Consider the following 17169-nt stretch of genomic DNA (forward strand, 5'->3'; position numbering starts at 1 on the left):
GCCTTGTACCGCTGCTCGGCCACGCTCATCTCCTTCATCAGGAGAGCGTCAAGGATCAGCCGAAGCAGCTGTCAACCATCACCCGAAACACTGTCAGGCATCAGGCGAAGCCCGAACGTCAAACATCAGGCGAAGTCATACACACCGGAGAGCTGGCGAGGGGACTCGAACCCCTAACCGCCTGTTTACAAGACAGGTGCGCTACCAATTGCGCCACGCCAGCACGTCTCGGCGCGAGCGCCGCGGACGGGCGAAAGCGTAGCCGAGCCGGACGGCATACGCCCAAACACCGGGCGCGACCGACGCCCGACACGAGAAGGACGGCCCCGCGCAAACCCAGGGGTTGGTCGCGCGAGGCCGTCCGGCACAGTTGTATCAGGAACTCACGGAAGTCGCAGAGTCTGACCCACGAAGATGAGGTTCGGGTTGGTGACCCGAGCGCCGTTGGCCTTCCAGAGCGCCTTCCAGCCGCCTGACACGTGGTAGCGCGCGGCGATCTTGCCGAGAGTGTCGCCGCGGTGCACGGTGACCTTGGCGCCCTTGGCGGTGTTCGTGACCGTCGGCTTCGTCGCGTACGTCTTCTTCTTGACGACCTTCTTCGTCGTCACGGGCTTGCGGACCGTCGACCGCGAGACCGGGGTCGACGTGGCACCGCCGTTGGCCCGCGTCAGGCCGGCACGCTGGGAGCACACCGGCCAGGCGCCCGGCCCCTGGGACGCGAGCACGCGCTGCGCGATGGCGATCTGCTCGGCCCGCGTGGCGAGGTCGGCGCGCGGCGCGAAGGCCGTGCCGCCGTAGCCGCGCCACGTGCTCTGCACGAACTGCAGGCCGCCGTAGTAGCCGTTGCCGGTGTTGATGTGCCAGTTGCCGCTCGACTCGCACTGGGCGACGCGGTCCCAGACCGAGGCGGCCTTCGCCGACCCGCCCGTGGCGATGCCGCCGACGATGGTGGCTGCTCCAGCGATTCCGACTCCCGCGATGCGCTGCTTGGCCGAGATCTTCTTGGCCGCAGCATGCTTGGACATGTACTGCATGGGTGATCCTTCCTGACGCGCGCCTGCGGGGTTAGCTGTCGGGTTGGGGCGTCAGGTGCCCCGTCGCGGATGCGACTTCACCCCGAGACCAGATCTCGTCCTCTTGACATGCGCTTCGACACACATGCACTCACTGGCCACACTGGGTCCCCCGTCCTCGCCCGGCCCACGGGTGTGGGCTACATCCCTGGCTGGCGAGGCTCGGCGCGCTCAGGGAACGGATAAATGGGTGTCCATGTGAAGTTGTGGGAGCGTTCGTGTGGAGCCGGACGCGACGAAGCGACCCGGGAGCTAAGTGGTGCTGCTCCCGTTCGACCCGGAAGTCGAGGCCGCCGAGCACTGACGGTACGGGACGTTTCCGCAGCGCACAAGGCGCGTCGAGACACTTCCGTGATCTTTTTTTCAGCCCCGGATGCAGGTCGATGCGCTATGCGCACACGGCCCACACAGAGCCCGCCCGGACGCCTCACAGGCCCGGCCCCGCTCGCTCACCGTCTCGCGCGCCGAGCCGTCACTGCCCGAACGGGTTGGTCGTGAACGGGTCCCACGTGAGGCTCGACCCGTGCCGCAGGGCCACGAGCGCGGCCACGACGCCGAAGACGGCGAGCATCCCGGACACGATCTGTGCGGCCAGGCCGGCCGGCACGAGGCGCCGAGCCATCGAGCGCGACCCGCGCCGCAGCGAGGCGCCGCCGGGGCCCCACCACAGCATGAGCAGGCCGAGGACACCGCCGACCGCGAGGGTGATCGGCGTGCCCGGGCCGAGGTCGGTCCCCTGCGTGCCGGCGAGGAGCAGGGCGGCGGCGAAGACACCGGCGAGCGCCACCGCCACGGGCAGGAGCAGGCCGACCCCGGTGGCGATGATGCCGACGACGAGGTGCCACGGGCTCGAGACGACGGCGAAGGGCACGTCGCTGCGCCGGCGGCCGAAGTCGTAGCGGCGCAGCACGAGCGCCGTGACCGAGCGGTCGGTGGCCCGGGCGAGCGCCGACAGGACGACGAGCACGACGAGGGCGATGCCCGGCCACGCCATGAGCGCACCGACCCAGGCGATCGCGACGGCGGCGAGCAGGCCAGTGCGCATCGGCAGCCCGATGCGAGGGTCGCCCTCGCGCTGGGCCGGCTCGTCGTCCTCGTCCCACTCGTCGTCGGGCCAGTAGCCGTCCTGCGGAGCCCCCTCGAGGTCCTGTCCGCCCCGCCCGTGCCGCGCGTCGTAGGCCTGGGCGCCGCCCCAGTCGTCCGGCGACGCGGGCTCGTCGTCCCAGCCGTGGCCGTATGCCGCCGGGTCGGGGTCGGGCGACCGCGGACCGGTCGGGGGCGGGGCCCACCGCACCGGGTTCCCGGCGGCCGTCGCAGCGCCCACGGCGCCGGCTGCGCCGACGGGCGGCATGACGGCGGTGCTGCCGTGCTGGACGACCTGGGTGTCGCCGGGGGGCGCGCTGACGCGGCCGTCGTCCCACGGGTTGCCGCTCGGCGTCGGCACGGTCGCCGCGCGGCCGGCGGCGTAGAGCTCGAGCGCCGCGATGACCTCGTCGGCGTGGGGGCGCAGCCGCGGGTCGGGAGAGAGGGAAGCGCGCAGCAGCGGCACGAGGCGCGGGTCGACGCCCTCGAGGTCGACGTCACCGGCCCGCACGCGGGTGAGCACGGCATCCATGCGCGCGCGGCCGAACGGCGGACGACCCGACGCGGCATACGTGATCGTGGCGGCCCAGCCCCACCAGTCGGTGGCGTCGGTGATGGCGGCACCCTCGACGAGCTCGGGCGAGAGGTAGCCCGGCGTGCCCATGACGAGCCCGCCGACGGTGTGGCGCACGTCGTCCTGGAGGTGCGCGATGCCGAAGTCGATGAGGACCGGGTCGCCGTCCTCGATGAGGACGTTGCCCGGCTTGATGTCGCGGTGGACGACCCCGCACGCGTGGATGGCGCGGATCGCCTCGGCGATGCCGCGGGCGAGGCGGAGCAGGTCCGCCGGGGCCAGCGGGCCGTGGTCCTCGACGACCTCGTCGAGGGCGGGGCCGGGCACGTAGCGAGTGACGATGTAGGGGCGGGGCGCCATGACGTCGGCGTCGATGACGCTCGCGACCCGCGCGTCGCGGATGCGCGAGAGGGTGTCGACCTCGCGCGACAGGCGCTGGCGGGCGTCGGCGTCGTGAGCCACGTGGGCACGGAGGACCTTGATGGCGACGGCGCGCCCGCGCGGGTCGAGGGCGAGGTGGACCACGCCCATGCCGCCCTCGCCGATCTCCTCGATGAGGCGGTAGGGACCGATCCGCTGCTGCGACCCCGGCCCGCCGGGACGCGGGACCACGGGCACACCACCGGTGCGCGCGCCGGGCCGCGGGGTGGGCACCCGCTCGGTCCGGTCGTACGCAGTCATACCCCTACGGTATGCGACCGGGCCGCCGCGACAGGAACCCTGCGGCAGCGACCCGCGGAGTGTCCTGTCTCGTCGGTTCTGTCCGGTTCGTCCCGGCGGTCAGCTGCTGATGTAGTCGCGCAGCTGGTCGCGCTCGGACTGGAGCTCGGAGAGCCGGTGCTTGACGATGTCGCCGATGCTGACGATGGCGGCGAGCTTGCCGTCGGCGTCGACGATCGGCACGTGCCGCACCCGCATCTCGGTCATCGTCCCGGCGAGGTCGGCGATGTTGTCGTCGGCCGAGCCGGTGGTGACCTCGCTCGTCATGATCTGCGACACCGGCGCCTCGAGCACGCTCGTGCCCGTGCTGTGGAGGTGCCGGACGATGTCGCGCTCGCTGACGATCCCGTCGACGCTCGAGCCGTCCGTGCTGACGACGACCGCGCCGATGCGGTGCTCGGCCAGCAGGCCGAGCAGGCCGGCGACCGTCTCGTCGGGCTGGATGGTGATGACCTCGCTGCCCTTCTTGCGCAGCACGTCAGAAATCTTCACGGCGACTCCTTCACCTCGGCGCGATGCCCTCAGGCGGCCACCCGCTCCACCAGAGATGCCCTGTCTCGACCCTAGAGCGGGACCGCACCGGGCGCCACCGTTCGCTCGTTAGAGTGAGACCGATCGCGCCCCGCGGCGCCCCTCCCCCCGGGTCTGGGTACGTCGGGGGCCGTGCCCTCCCCTCGAGCAGCAGGAGCTGATTGCGTGTCGACCCCTCGGCCGACCTACGACCTCGTCATCGCCGCGAACCGCCTGCCCGTCGACAAGGTCGTCACCGACGACGGCGAGGTCGAGTGGCGACGCAGCCCCGGCGGTCTCGTCACCGCGATGGAGTCGGTGATGCGCACGCAGCCCGGCGCCTGGGTCGGTTGGGCCGGAGACGCCGGCGAGGCACCCGAGCCGTTCGACGAGGACGGCATCCACCTGCACCCCGTGCCGCTGTCGACCGACGAGGTCCGGGACTACTACGAGGGCTTCTCCAACGACACCCTGTGGCCGATCTACCACGACGTCATCGTGCCGGCGACCTTCCACCGCGAGTGGTGGTCGAGCTACCAGACGGTCAACCGGCGCTTCGCCGAGGCCGTCGCCGAGGTCGCGGCCGAGGGCGCCACCGTGTGGGTGCAGGACTACCAGCTCCAGCTCGTCCCCGCCCTCGTGCGCGCGCTGCGGCCGGACGTCCGCATCGGCTGGTTCAACCACATCCCCTTCCCGCCCGTCGAGCTGTTCGCCCAGCTGCCGTGGCGGGCCCAGCTGCTCGACGGTCTGCTCGGGGCCGACTTCCTCGGTTTCCAGCGCCAGGCCGACGCCCGCAACTTCGTGCGCGCCTGCCGCCAGCTGCTCGGCGCCCAGACCAAGCGCGACCGCGTCACCGTCGAGGGTGCCCACCGCCAGGTCCGGGCGGCTGCCATCCCGATCTCCGTCGACTTCCAGGGGCTCGAGGAGCTGGCGAAGCGCCCCGACGTCATGGAGCGCGCACGCGAGATCCGCGAGAGCCTCGGCAACCCCAAGGTCCTCATGCTCGGCGTCGACCGGCTCGACTACACCAAGGGCATCCGGCACCGGCTCAAGGCGTACGAGGAGCTGCTGAGCGAGCGCCGCATCGGGCCGCCCGACGTCACGCTCGTGCAGGTCGCGACCCCGAGCCGCGAGCGGGTCGACGCCTACCGCAAGCTCAAGAACGAGATCGAGCAGACCGTCGGCCGCATCAACGGCGAGCTCGGCAAGATCGGCGCCCCGGCCGTCCACTACCTGCACCACTCCTACCCGCGCGAGGAGATGGCGGCCCTCTTCCAGGCCGCCGACGTCATGCTCGTCACCCCGCTCCGCGACGGCATGAACCTCGTCGCCAAGGAGTACGTCACGTGCCGCCATGACCTCGGCGGCGCCCTCGTGCTGTCCGAGTTCACCGGCGCCTGGCACGAGCTGCACCAGGCCTTCGCGTGCAACCCGCACGACATCGAGGGGCTCAAGCAGACGATCCTGCGCGCCATCAACACCCCGGCCAAGGACAAGCAGCGGATCATGAAGGCGCTGCGCCGCCGCGTGTCCGACCACGACGTCCAGCGCTGGGCGGCTCGCTACCTCGCGGCGCTCGCCGCGGCGCCCGAGATGCCGGGGGCCGAGTCGCGCCCGCGCCCCACACCCCACGCGGAGGAGGCGCCGCTCATGCCGGCCCCCAGTGAGTCGTCCACCGAGTCAACGACCGGGACGGGCGTCGGGGCGTCCAACGGGTCGGGCAGCAGCGGCTCCCGCCAGGGATCCCACAGCGCGACGGACGGGACGCGGTCGTGAGCACCGGCGCGCCGACCACCGACACGCTCGAGGCCGTGGCCTCCGCCGACGTCGTGCTCGTGGCGACCGACTTCGACGGAGTGCTCGCCCCCTTCGACGCCGACCCGATGCAGGCCACCCCCGTCAAGGGCACCGTCGAGACGCTGCGGTCGCTCGCGAGCCTGCCCGGCGTGCACGTCGCCGTCGTCTCGGGCCGAGACCTCGGCACGCTGCGTGAGCTCACCGGCATCACCGAGGACGAGCCGATCGTCCTCATCGGCAGCCACGGCGCCGAGTCCTCGAGCCCGGCCGTGCGGGAGGCCATGGAGGCCGCCGCCGTCACGCCCGACGACGAGGTGACCCTCGCCGAGCTGCGCACCGACATCGAGGCGCTCGTCAAGGAGCATCACCCCGAGGCCGGCATCGAGTACAAGTCGGCCGCCGTCGTCGTCCACGTCCGAGGCATCCCCCGCGAGACCGGCGACGCCGCGATCGCCGACGCCCGGCGGGTCGCCCTCGACCACCCCGGCGTCAAGGTGCTCAAGGGAAAGTCGGTGCTCGAGCTGTCGGTCTCCCACGCGGACAAGGGATCCGCGGTCACCGCACTCGGCCGCCACGTGGGCGCCGTCGCGCGCGTCTACCTCGGCGACGACGTCACCGACGAGGACGCGTTCATGCGGATGCGTCGACCCGAGGACGTCACCGTCAAGGTCGGCACCGGCTCCACGGCCGCCCGCTACCGCGTCGACGACGAGCAGGCGGTGGCTGCCCTGCTGACCCGCCTCGAGCAGCTCTGCTCCGCCGCCCACGCCCCGAGCTGACCGCCGCGACCGGGCGACGCGGCATACGCCCACCACCTCGGCGCCGCGGCCCCCGAACCGTCGCACCCGACGGCCCGCACCCGCACTTCCAGGCGCCGCGGCCCCCGAACCGTCGCACCCGACGCCCCGCGCCCGCACTTCCAGGCGCCGCGGCCCCCGAACCGTCGCACCCGACGCCCCGCGCCCGCACTTTCAGGCGCCGCGGCCCCCGAACCGTCGCACCCGACGGCCCGCGCCCGCACCATCAGGCGCCACGGCCCCCGAACCGTCGCCACCGATCGGACGCCGCCCTGCCGTCCCTAGGGCGGACGCGGTCAGTGACGCCGAACGGCGCCGGTCGACCCGCGGACCACGAGCTCAGGGCGGAAGACGTACTCCGCTCGGGGAGAAGGCTGCCCGGCGATCTCGTCGAGCAGGGCACGCACGGTCGCCGCACTCATCGCGTTGACGCTCTGGCGAACCGTCGTCAGAGGTGGGTCCGTGAAGGCGATGAGCGTCGAGTCGTCGTAGCCGACGACCGAGAAGTCGCGCGGCACGTTGAGGCCGCGCTTGCGGGCCTCGCGGATCGCCCCGAGCGCCATGAGGTCCGAGCCGCACACGACGGCCGTGGCGCCGCGGTCGAGGAGCCGGCCGGCAGCGGTCGCACCGCCCTCGACGCTGAACAGTGAGCGCTCGATGAGGTCGTCGACGTCGGAGCGACCCGTCAGCTCCTGCATCGAGTGCCGGAACCCGGCGATCTTGCGGATGACCGGCACGTAGCGGTCGGGTCCGACCGCCAGGCCGATCTCGCGGTGCCCGAGGCTCACCAGGTGCTCGAGCGCGAGCCCCATCGAGGCGACGTCGTCGTTGCTGATGAAGGGCGCGTCGACGCCCTCGATGTAGCCGTTGACGAGGACGAGCGGCAGGTTGCGGTCACGCAGCGCGACGTAGCGGGCCGAGTCGGTCGTGGTGTCGGCGTGCAGGCCGGAGATGAAGATGATGCCGGCGACGCCGCGCTCGAGGAGCATCTGGACGTAGTCGTCCTCGTGGACTCCCCCGGCGACCTGGGTGCACAGCACCGGGGTGTAGCCGTTCTGCGCGAGGGAGTTCTCGATGATCTGCGCGAACGCGGGGAAGATCGGGTTGGTCAGCTCGGGGACGATGAGCCCCACCAGCCCGGCGCTCTTGCGCCGCAGTCGACTCGGCCGGTCGTAGCCGAGGACGTCGAGCGCCGTCAGCACGGCCTGGCGGGTCGACTCGGCCACCCCGGGCTTGCCGTTGAGCACGCGTGACACGGTGGCCTCCGACACGCTCGCCTGGTCGGCGATGTCACGCAGACGCGCCTTCACGTCACCTCCCCCTTCGTCGCACGTGTCGTGGACCGTCGTCGGTCGGGCGCCACGTCCAGATGCTGACGCCGGGCCCGGTGGCGCTCAGTGTGACAGCACGCTTGCCGATCGTCGGACGCGGTCCGTATGCCGGGGTGCCCGACTCGATGCCCGCGAGGTGTCGCGGGTCGAGGACGACCGGCTCGTGCGCCGCGCGCGCCACGTGCACCAGTGCCACCTCGTCGAGCGTCTCGCGGAGGTAGACCATGGCATCGCCCTCGGCGTGGACCCACCGTAGGCCTCCGCGCCGCAGCGCGACCGAGCGCTGGCGCGCCAGGATGAGGCCTCGGTAGACCGCGAGCGTGTCTGCGTCCCAAGCCTTCTCGTCCCACGGCATCGGACGGCGACCGTCCTCGCCGAAAGTGCCCTCCATGCCGATCTCGTCGCCGTAGGTCATCATCGGCATCGACGGGAAGGTCATGAGCAGGCCGACCGCCGTCTCGACGGAGTCGGGGCCGACGAGTGTCCGGATCCGAGGCACGTCGTGAGACCCGACGAGGTTGAAGGAGTGGACCAGCGACTGCCAGGCGATCCGTGACGTGAAGTCACGCATCGTCTCGACGACCGCACCGGCGTCGAGGAGCGGCAGAGGCACGGGCGCACCGAGGAAGCGCGGGTCCTTCGGCTCCTCGCGCAGCCACGTCCACGTGGGCTTGCAGAAGCCGGCGTAGTTCATGACGCCGTGCCAGCCGTCGCCGGGCATGTCGGGCGTGTAGTCGTGGAAGTGCTCCCCGACGAGCAGTGCGTCCGGCGCGACCAGGCCCATGACGTCGCGCATCTGCCGGGCGACGTCGTGGTTGACGTCGGTGGCACGCCAGCGACCGGTCATGTTCGCGACGTCGACGCGCCATCCGTCGAGGCCGCCCGAGCGACCCAGCCACTTGCGTACGACCCCCTGGGGGTCCTCGAAGATGCGGTGACGCAGGGCGGCGTTGAGGTGGTTGAGCTTCGGCAGGGAGGGCACGCCGAGCCAGGCGACGTAGGTCCCGTCCTCCCAGATGTAGTAGTCCCGCTCGGGCGTGTTCTTCCCGCCGGGGCCTGCCGCCTTGAGGAACCACTCGTGGGCGTTGCCCGTGTGGTTCGTCGTGAAGTCGCCCATCACCTTCATGCCGCGCTCATGGGCGGCCTTGGTGAGCCGGCGCAGGGCCGGGGCCCCACCGAGGAGCGGGTCGATCTGCTCGAACGACGACGCGTCGTAGCGATGGTTGGAGCGCGCCGGGAAGAAGGGCGTCATGTAGACGACGTCGACGCCGAGCGACTCGAGGTGGTCGAGGTGCTCGGTGATGCCGTCGAGGTCGCCGCCGTAGAGCTGGTGGGCGACGCCCTTCGGGCTGAGGTCGACGGGGTCGGACCACGCGGCGGGCACGGCCCAGTCGGGCGTCGCGTGCCGGTCGGCGCCCTTCGAGCGCGCGAACCGGTCGGGGAAGATCTGGTAGACGACCGACCCCAGTGCCCACTCGGGCGGCGGGCTGGCGTTCGCCACGAGACGGAAGTCGCTCGCGTCAGGGACGTCCCGCTCGTGGATGCCCGTCCCGTTGAGCCACACGTACTTCGTCGGGCCGCCCGTGAGCAGGAAGCGGTAGTTCGTGACCGGGTTGTGGCAGGTCAGGGTGGCACGCCACCAGTCATCGACGCCCGTCGTGCGGACCTTGCGCGCCACCGTGAAGGTCGCCTCGCCGTCGGGCGAGGTGCGCACGTGGACGGCCTCGACCCCGGCGTCGAGCGGGACGCGCACGAGCACGTCGACCCGGTCGCCGAGACGGGGCGCCTGGTTGGAGACGTACCGCCCCGACCCGTCGTGGTGCGGCTGGCTCAGCCACGTCTGCTGGCGGGTCGGGGCAGGCGTCACTTGACGGATCCCGTGGTGAGGCCACCGACCAGCTGACGCTGGAAGGCGAGGTAGAGCAGCATGACGGGGATCGAGCCGAGCAGCGCGCCGGCCGTGAACCGCCCGAAGAGGGTGTTCGCGTCGTTGCCGAGGGTCATGCCGTAGAGGCCGACACCGAGCGTCTGGTTGTCGACGTCGGTGAGGAAGACGCTCGCCAGCATGAACTCGCCGTAGAGGCCGACGAAGACGAGCATGAAGACCGTCACGAGGATCGGCATGACCAGGCGCAGGGTCATCGTGAAGAAGATCCGCGCGTGGCTCGCGCCGTCGACGATCGCCGCCTCGTCGAGCTCGCGTGGCACGGTGTCGAAGTAGCCCTTGAGGAGCCAGACGTTGGCCCCGAGCGCGCCGCCGAGGTAGGCGAGGATCAGGCCGGTGACCGTGTTGAGGCCGAGCGCCGGAAGCACGTCACCGATGGCCGCGAAGATGATGTACGTCGCGACGATGGCGAGCAGCGCCGGGAAGAAGGTCGTCAGCAGCAGGAACATCATGCCGCCGCGACGGCCCTTGAATCGCAGGCGCGAGAAGGCGAAGGCCGCACACGCACCGAGGAAGACCGCCCCGAGCGCCCCGACGAACGAGATGATCATCGAGTTCTTGTACCAGGTCCAGAACGGCCGAGAGCTGTCGTTGAAGAGGTCGGTGAAGTTCTTCGTCGAGAAGCCCGAGGGCCACAGGCTCGCCGTGTTGAGCGTCCCGCTGGGGTTCGTCGCGGCCGAGTAGATGAAGAGGATCGGGAAGAGCGCCCACATCAGGGCGAGGATGCCCAGGGCGTGGCGCCACCACACCGAGCCGCCGAGACCCCCGCGCTTGGGCGAGACCGGCGTGCTGGCTCCGGTCTCCTCCTCGATGCGGGTGTCCATGCGCGGGTCGGCAGGGACGGGAGCGTTGACGGTCGCCATCAGTTGACCTCCTCGAGGGCCTTGGTGCGACGGAAGCCCGGGATGCTCATCAGCGCCACGAGCAGGAAGATGATCACCGACACCGCTGCAGCGAAGCCGTAGTTGGGCGCGCTGCCCGAGAAGGCCAGGCGGAACGCGTACGTGATGAGCAGGTCGCTCGACCCGATCGACGTGTCCGCGCCGTTGAAGGGGCCACCCTTGGTCAGCAGGTAGATGAGCCCGAAGTTGTTGAAGTTGAACGCGAACGACGCGAGGAGCAGCGGGCCGACGGCCACGAGCAGCAGCGGCATGATGATCGACCGGAGCGTCCGGAAGGCGTTGGCTCCGTCGATGGTCGCCGCCTCACGCACGTCCTGCGGGATCGACTGGAGCGCACCCGTGCAGACGATGAACATGTACGGGAAGCCCAGCCAGAGGTTCGTGATGAGGATCGCGGCCTTGGCGCCGGCGGGGGTGCCCAGCCAGTCGACCGAGATGTTCAGCGTCTGGTTGATGATGCCGTAGTCCTGGTTGAACATGCCCTTCCACACCAGCGCCGTCACGAAGCCGGGCAAGGCGTAGGGCAGGATCAGCAGCGACCGGTAGATCGCCTTGCCGCGCAGCCTCGGGTCGTTGAAGAGCAGCGCGATGAGCATGCCCAGCAGGAACGTCGTGAGCACCGACAGGATCGCGAAGGCGATGTTCCAGATGAAGATGCTGAGGAAGCCGCTGCGGATCGTGCTGTCGGTGAAGATGCGGGAGTAGTTCGCGAGCCCGATGTTCTCCTTCCAGCCCTGCGGGAAGGACTGGGTCGGGTCGGCGACGTTGACCCACTTGGCGTCCTTCGGCGCGTAGACCGTCGGTGGCGTCGTGCCCGCGTCGGTGAGCTTGTCGGCCGACGCGTCGTAGGTGACCGTCGCCTTGCCCTCGAAGGCCTCGGAGAGACCGACCGGTTTGATGCCACCCCCGTCGCTCGTCGGCACCGCGATGGCCGACAGGTCCTTGCTCCGGGCGTTCGCCTGCCTGGCCGTGAGGACGGTGTAGCCGGGCGCCTTGGTGATCTTCCCGATGGAGGTCTTCTCGACACCGGACGCGGGCAGCGGCTTGAGCCCGGACTTGTCACCGACGTACGTGCTTCCGTCGGGCTTGGTGAGCAGCAGGACGAGGTCCGCGGTCACGGGGTCACCGCCCTCGGCGATCGCGACCGACATCTTGTAGCGCGGGGTGCCGGGCACCTCACGGACCGACTGGGCGATGATGTCGGTGACCGACTCCTCCTTGCTGTAGAGGTGTCCGTCGCCGTAGTTCGTCGTCGACAGGCTCGCGGTGTAGAGCACCGGCCACAGCTGGAACAGGATCATGAACAGCAGACCCGGGACGAGGTACTTGAGGGGGACCGAGCGCCGCGTCGAATAGACGGCGAGGATGCCCATCCCCACGAGTCCCGCGATGACGACGGCCATCGTGTTGCCTGCCTGCGCGAGCTTGGTGGCGATCCACAGGATGCCGGCCAACGTCGCGACGATGAGAACCCACTTGATCGCGAGAGCGAGGGGCTTGGTCATGTGACACGTCCTTTTGCGCCGACCCGGCGCCGTTGCCGTAGGTGCACGAAGGGGAGCCCTCGCGGAGCTCCCCGATGGCCCGTGCCCGGGCCGGGACCCCGGGGTCCGTCCTTGGGACGGACCCCGGAAACCCTTGTCAGACTAAGGAGCTCAGCCCTTGGCGATGTTCGCCGTGATCTCCTTGGCAGCAGCGTCGAGACGCTCCTTGGCGCCGGCCTTGCCGGCGATGATGTCGGCGGTCGCCTGGCCGAAGGGGCCCCAGACCGAGTTCATCGCGGGGATGTTCGGCATCGGCGAGCCGTCGACGCCGGCCTCGTACCACGCCTTGACGTCGGGGTCGCTCGCGGCGACCTCGGCGTAGGCCTCCTTGAGGGCCGGCGGGCGCTTGCCAACCTCGAAGAGGGCCAGCTGGACGTCCTTGCGCGGGATGTAGTTCGTGACGAACTCCTGCGCGAGAGCGGCGTTCTTGGCCTTGCTCGAGACGTAGAACATCTGGACACCGAGGAACGGGCGCATGGCGCCGCCACCGGTGAGGCTCGGCAGCGGGGCGATGCCGTAGTTGATGCCGGCTTCCTTCGCCTTGGCGACGCTCCACGGGCCGGAGATCATGAACGGGGCGGCCTTCGTGTCGAAGAGCGCGTCCTGGTTCGTGTCGTCGACGTTGGTCGAGAGGACCTTCTTCTTGCCGAGCTCGGCGAGGACGTCACCACCCTTGACCGAGTCGGGGGTGTTGACGATGACCTTGTTCGGGTCGTAGTCGCCGTTGGGCTTGATGGCGAAGATGCCGCCCTCGGGGAACGCCGAGAGGTACGGGTAGGCGAAGTACGCGTTGCCGACCTTGGAGACGAACTGGCTGAGGACCTGCTTGGCCTTGCCCTCCTTGACGAGCTTCTCGCCGGTGGCGACGAGCTCGTCCATGGTCTTGGGCGGGTTCGGGACGAGGTCCTTGTTGTACATGAGGCCGATGTTCTCGACGGCGTAGGGCACGCCGTAGGACTGGCCGTTGAACTTCGTGGCCTCGATCGCCTTCGGCAGGAACTTCGCCGCGACGTCGGAGCTGAGGTTGACCGGGGCGACCGTCGAGTTCTGGACGAGCTCGCCGAGCCAGTCGTGGGCACCGACGATGACGTCGGGGCCCTTGCCGACCTTGGTCGCGTCCTTGAACTGGGCGCGGGTGTCGGTCGAGATCTGGACCTTGACGGTCACACCGTTCTCGGCGGCGAACTGGTCGGCGTACTTCTGGACGGCCTTCGAGCGGTCGGCGTCGGTCCAGATGACGAGGTCGACGTTGGCGTCACGGACGGGAGCAGCGGTGCCGCTCGGCGTCTCCGGGACACCTGTGGTCGTCGCGGCCTTGCTCGTGCCGGCGGCGCCGGTGTCGGACGGGGTGGTGGGGCTGGACCCACCGCAGGCGCTGAGGGCCAGGGCGGCAACACCCGTGACGGCAGCAGCGCCGAGCGCACGCTTGTGCATGGATTCTCCTTTGAAGCCAGGTGGCACACGCCGCCACCGGTGCCCCGGAATCTAGCAAGAAGTTGCAGAGAGCGGGAACCCGCTTGCTGCAATTTTTTGCAACGTTCTGGACACATCCCTGAGTCGACCCAAGGAGGCCGGTGCCGGGGCCGGGTCGCGACCCCCTTGGCGTGCCCGTTCCTCACCCACGGCGACCCGCCCGCGGGCGAGGGGTGGTCAACGTGCCGGGAGTGGGACATGATGTCGATGCCTGCTCACCCGGGCAGGCACACCTTTACAACGGATCGTCCGGCACGTTCCTGCCGGTGAAGGAAGGCAATGAAGCCATGGCAACAGTGACGTTCGACAACGCGACGAGGCAGTACCCCGGGAACCCGATTCCCTCCGTCGACAAGCTCAACATCGAGATCGCGGACGGGGAGTTCCTCGTCCTGGTCGGCCCCTCCGGGTGTGGCAAGTCCACCTCCCTGCGCATGCTCGCCGGCCTCGAGGAGGTCAACGGCGGACGCATCCTCATCGGTGACCGCGACGTGACGAACCTGTCCCCCAAGGACCGCGACGTCGCGATGGTCTTCCAGAACTACGCGCTCTACCCGCACATGACGGTCGCCGACAACATGGGCTTCGCGCTCAAGATCGCCGGCGTCGACAAGGCGGAGATCCGCAAGCGCGTCGAGGAGGCCGCCAAGATCCTCGACCTGACGCCGTACCTCGACCGCAAGCCGAAGGCTCTCTCCGGTGGCCAGCGCCAGCGCGTCGCGATGGGTCGCGCGATCGTGCGCTCCCCCCAGGTCTTCCTCATGGACGAGCCGCTGTCCAACCTCGACGCCAAGCTCCGCGTCCAGACCCGCACGCAGATCGCCTCGCTCCAGCGCCGCCTCGGCGTCACGACGGTCTACGTCACGCACGACCAGGTGGAGGCCATGACGATGGGTGACCGCGTCGCGGTGCTCAAGGACGGCATCCTCCAGCAGTGCGACAGCCCGCGCCGCATGTACGACCACCCGGCCAACGTGTTCGTCGCCGGCTTCATCGGCTCGCCCGCCATGAACCTCATGGAGGTGCCGGTCACCGACGGCGGCGTCGACCTGCACGGCCACACGGTCCCCGTGGCGCGTGAGGACCTCGCCAACGTCGGCAAGAACGTCACGCTCGGTGTTCGTCCCGAGGACCTCGAGCTGTCGTCCGACCAGTCGGGCATCCCCGTCACGGTCGACGTCGTCGAGGAGCTCGGCGCCGACGCCTACATCTACGGCTCCACCGAGCAGAAGCTGCTCGAGGCCACCGGCGAGAACGCCGGCGCCGTGCCGTTCATCGCCCGCGTCGACGGTCGTCGCCCCCCGGAGAAGGGCGACAAGATCTACCTCAAGCCGAAGTCCGGCCACGTGCACGTCTTCAACGCCGAGTCGGGGCTGCGCGTCGGCGACTGAGCCACTCGCGTACCACCGCATCACGCCGCTGGGCCGGCACCCTTCTCGGGTGCCGGCCCAGCGCCGTTGTGGCGCAAGGCTCGACAACATCCGTCACCCGGACCTCGGCAAGCCCTAGGCTCCGCGTGTGACCAAGTCGACGATCGGGCGGTACTGGCACGTCGTGACGCTCGTCGTCGCGGTCTTCGCGCTCGTCTTCCAGCTCTACCTCGTGGCCACGGGCGAGAACATCCTCGACTCGAGTGCGGTGACGACCCCCCGGCCCGAGCAGGTGCGCCGCTTCTTCTCCTACTTCACGATCCAGGCCAACTTCCTCGTCGCGGTCTCGACGTTCCTCATCGTGCGCGGACGCACCGAGTCGCAGGTCTTCCGTGTCGTCCGCCTCGCGTCGCTGGTCGGGATCACGGTGACCGGCATCGTCGCGGCCATCGCGCTCCCCCCGTCGCCGAGCTACACGACGGGCTCTCTCGTCTGCGACCGGCTCCTCCACATCGTCGTGCCGGTCCTCACCTTCGTCGGATGGGCCGTCTTCGGCCCGCGCGGCACGGTCGCGCGCGAGGACCTGCTGCCCTCGCTCATCTGGCCGGTCCTCTGGCTCGTGGCCACCCTCGCCCTCGGACCGCTGGTCGACTGGTACCCCTACCCCTTCCTCAACGTCGGCTCCATCGGACTGGGCCGCACCCTGCTCAACTGCGCCGCCATCGCCCTCCTCTTCCTGGCGTTGGCCGCTCTTGCGCTCTGGGCTGATCGACGCCTGTCGCGCGACCGTGCCACGATGAACGCGTGACGCTCGAGATCACCACCGCCAGGCCCGAGTCCGCCCTGCTCGACCTGCCGTGGTCGACACCGCTGGAGGAGTGGCCCGAGAGCTACCTCGCCGCGCTCCCCCGTGGCATCTCGCGTCACGTCGTGCGCTTCGTCAAGCTCGGGCCGCGGGTCCTCGCCGTCAAGGAGATCAAGGACGACATCGCCGACCGCGAGTACGCCATGCTGCGCAACCTGCGTCGCCTCGACGTGCCGTCGGTCGAGCCGTTCGGTGTCGTCCACGGTCGCACGGCGGCCGACGGGGAGCCGCTCGACGCCTGCCTCATCACGCGCCACCTGCAGTTCTCCCTCCCCTACCGCGCCCTGTACAGCCAGAACCTCCGCCCCGACACGGCCGTACGCCTCATGGACGCCCTGGCCGTCCTGCTCGTGCGCCTGCACCTCGAGGGCTTCTGGTGGGGCGACGTGTCGCTCTCCAACACGCTCTTCCGTCGTGACGCGGGCGCCTTCGCCGCCTACCTCGTCGACGCCGAGACCGGTGAGCTGCACGCACGGTTGTCCGACGGGCAGCGCGAGCACGACCTCGACATCGCCCGGGTCAACATCGCCGGCGAGCTCATGGACCTCGCGGCCGGGGGCTTCCTCGAGGAGCACGCCGACCCGTTCGAGGTGTCCGCGTCGGTCATCGAGCGCTACCACACGCTGTGGAACGCCCTCACCGGCACGGAGCGCTTCGAGGTCGGCGACCGCTGGCGGGTCGACGAGCGCATCCGGCGCCTCAACGAGCTCGGCTTCGACGTCGACGAGCTGTCGATGACGACCGACATCGGGGGCACCGAGATCGTCATCACCCCGAAGGTCGTCGACGCGGGCCACCACTCCCGCCGCCTGCTGCGCCTGACCGGCCTCGACGTCGGCGAGAACCAGGCCCGCCGCCTGCTCAACGACCTCGACGCGTACGCCGCGGCGACCGACCGCCAGGGCGACGACGAGGAGATCGTCGCGCACGACTGGCTCGCCAAGATCTACGAGCCGGTGACGCGTGCCGTGCCGCGCGAGCTGACCGGCCGCCTCGAGCCGGCCGAGATCTTCCACGAGGTGCTCGAGCACCGCTGGTACATGAGCGAGCGCGCCGGGCACGACACCCCCATCGAGGACGCGCTGCGCGACTACGTCGCGACGGTCCTGCCGGCCAAGCCGGAGGAGAAGGCGGTGCTCGGCGTCGACACCGAGGAGATGCCCGTCATCAGCCGCTTCGACTGAG

At 70.2% G+C, this 17169-nt stretch carries 13 protein-coding genes, 1 tRNA gene and 1 riboswitch; of the genes, 5 read left to right on the top strand and 9 right to left on the bottom strand.

The features are described from left to right. Positions 1-150: 150 nt before the first annotated feature. From H283_RS0121960 to H283_RS0121975, 4 genes are all read right to left on the bottom strand, one after another. Positions 151-223, bottom strand: a tRNA-Thr gene (locus tag H283_RS0121960). Between the two features lie 160 nt (positions 224-383). Continuing rightward, positions 384-1034: a transglycosylase family protein gene (locus H283_RS0121965; RefSeq protein ID WP_020145684.1), complete on the bottom strand. Its 651-nt coding sequence runs from the start codon at positions 1032-1034 to the stop codon at positions 384-386. Between the two features lie 3 nt (positions 1035-1037). Beyond that, a riboswitch (cyclic di-AMP (ydaO/yuaA leader) is annotated at positions 1038-1251 on the bottom strand. 294 nt (positions 1252-1545) lie between these two features. Then, on the bottom strand, positions 1546-3411 hold the full coding sequence (locus tag H283_RS0121970) for a serine/threonine-protein kinase (RefSeq protein ID WP_020145685.1): 1866 nt from the start codon (positions 3409-3411) through the stop codon (positions 1546-1548). A 99-nt stretch (positions 3412-3510) separates the two neighbouring features. Beyond that, on the bottom strand, positions 3511-3942 hold the full coding sequence (locus H283_RS0121975; RefSeq protein ID WP_028785823.1) for a CBS domain-containing protein: 432 nt from the start codon (positions 3940-3942) through the stop codon (positions 3511-3513). Between the two features lie 204 nt (positions 3943-4146). Here H283_RS0121975 and H283_RS0121980 point away from each other — a divergent pair, with 204 nt between their 5' ends. Further along, the gene (locus tag H283_RS0121980; protein ID WP_020145687.1) at positions 4147-5736 is read left to right on the top strand and encodes a trehalose-6-phosphate synthase; all 1590 of its coding nucleotides are present in this window, start codon (positions 4147-4149) and stop codon (positions 5734-5736) included. Continuing rightward, positions 5733-6536, top strand: a complete 804-nt coding sequence (otsB, locus tag H283_RS0121985) for a trehalose-phosphatase (protein WP_020145688.1) — start codon at positions 5733-5735, stop codon at positions 6534-6536. The genes H283_RS0121980 and otsB overlap by 4 nt, the downstream gene beginning before the upstream one ends. 314 nt (positions 6537-6850) lie before the next feature. On the opposite strand, the gene H283_RS0121990 is transcribed toward otsB, so the two are convergent. The 5 genes from H283_RS0121990 to H283_RS0122010 all read right to left on the bottom strand — a co-directional run bounded on the left by H283_RS0121990 (position 6851) and on the right by H283_RS0122010 (position 13710). Next, positions 6851-7864 (bottom strand): LacI family DNA-binding transcriptional regulator, encoded by a 1014-nt coding sequence (locus H283_RS0121990; RefSeq protein WP_020145689.1) that lies wholly within the window; start codon positions 7862-7864, stop codon positions 6851-6853. A gap of 1 nt (position 7865) precedes the next feature. Then, a complete protein-coding gene (locus H283_RS0121995) occupies positions 7866-9752 on the bottom strand; it encodes a glycoside hydrolase family 13 protein (protein WP_020145690.1) in 1887 nt (628 codons plus the stop codon). Continuing rightward, positions 9749-10693, bottom strand: coding sequence for a sugar ABC transporter permease (locus H283_RS0122000; protein WP_020145691.1), 945 nt, complete (start codon positions 10691-10693; stop codon positions 9749-9751). Before H283_RS0122000 ends, H283_RS0121995 begins: the two co-directional genes overlap by 4 nt. Further along, positions 10693-12237, bottom strand: a complete 1545-nt coding sequence (locus H283_RS0122005; protein ID WP_020145692.1) for an ABC transporter permease subunit — start codon at positions 12235-12237, stop codon at positions 10693-10695. Before H283_RS0122005 ends, H283_RS0122000 begins: the two co-directional genes overlap by 1 nt. 150 nt (positions 12238-12387) lie before the next feature. Further along, entirely contained in the window at positions 12388-13710 is a 1323-nt protein-coding gene (locus H283_RS0122010; RefSeq protein WP_020145693.1) for a maltose ABC transporter substrate-binding protein, read from the bottom strand. A 326-nt stretch (positions 13711-14036) separates the two neighbouring features. On the opposite strand from H283_RS0122010, the gene H283_RS0122015 reads away from it, so the two are divergent. The 3 genes from H283_RS0122015 (at position 14037) to H283_RS0122025 (ending at position 17168) form a co-directional block, all read left to right on the top strand. Next, complete coding sequence (locus H283_RS0122015; protein ID WP_028785824.1) at positions 14037-15140, top strand: ABC transporter ATP-binding protein; 1104 nt, start codon at positions 14037-14039, stop codon at positions 15138-15140. Positions 15141-15267: 127 nt separating this feature from the next. Beyond that, entirely contained in the window at positions 15268-15927 is a 660-nt protein-coding gene (locus tag H283_RS0122020; protein ID WP_020145695.1) for a Pr6Pr family membrane protein, read from the top strand. Next, positions 15924-17168: a DUF4032 domain-containing protein gene (locus H283_RS0122025; protein WP_020145696.1), complete on the top strand. Its 1245-nt coding sequence runs from the start codon at positions 15924-15926 to the stop codon at positions 17166-17168. Before H283_RS0122020 ends, H283_RS0122025 begins: the two co-directional genes overlap by 4 nt. Position 17169 lies beyond the last annotated feature (1 nt).

The sequence above is a fragment of the Terracoccus sp. 273MFTsu3.1 genome, from assembly GCF_000383675.1.
GTDB lineage: Bacteria > Actinomycetota > Actinomycetes > Actinomycetales > Dermatophilaceae > Terrabacter.

Bases quoted from the DNA above. Each gene is read 5' to 3' on its own strand.
- H283_RS0121965 (WP_020145684.1), bottom strand. From the start codon at position 1,034: ATGCAGTACATGTCCAAGCATGCTGCGGCCAAGAAGATCTCGGCCAAG.
- H283_RS0121970 (WP_020145685.1), bottom strand. From the start codon at position 3,411: ATGACTGCGTACGACCGGACCGAGCGGGTGCCCACCCCGCGGCCCGGC.
- H283_RS0122000 (WP_020145691.1), bottom strand. From the start codon at position 10,693: ATGGCGACCGTCAACGCTCCCGTCCCTGCCGACCCGCGCATGGACACC.
- H283_RS0122010 (WP_020145693.1), bottom strand. From the start codon at position 13,710: ATGCACAAGCGTGCGCTCGGCGCTGCTGCCGTCACGGGTGTTGCCGCC.
- H283_RS0122005 (WP_020145692.1), bottom strand. From the start codon at position 12,237: ATGACCAAGCCCCTCGCTCTCGCGATCAAGTGGGTTCTCATCGTCGCG.
- H283_RS0122015 (WP_028785824.1), top strand. From the start codon at position 14,037: ATGGCAACAGTGACGTTCGACAACGCGACGAGGCAGTACCCCGGGAAC.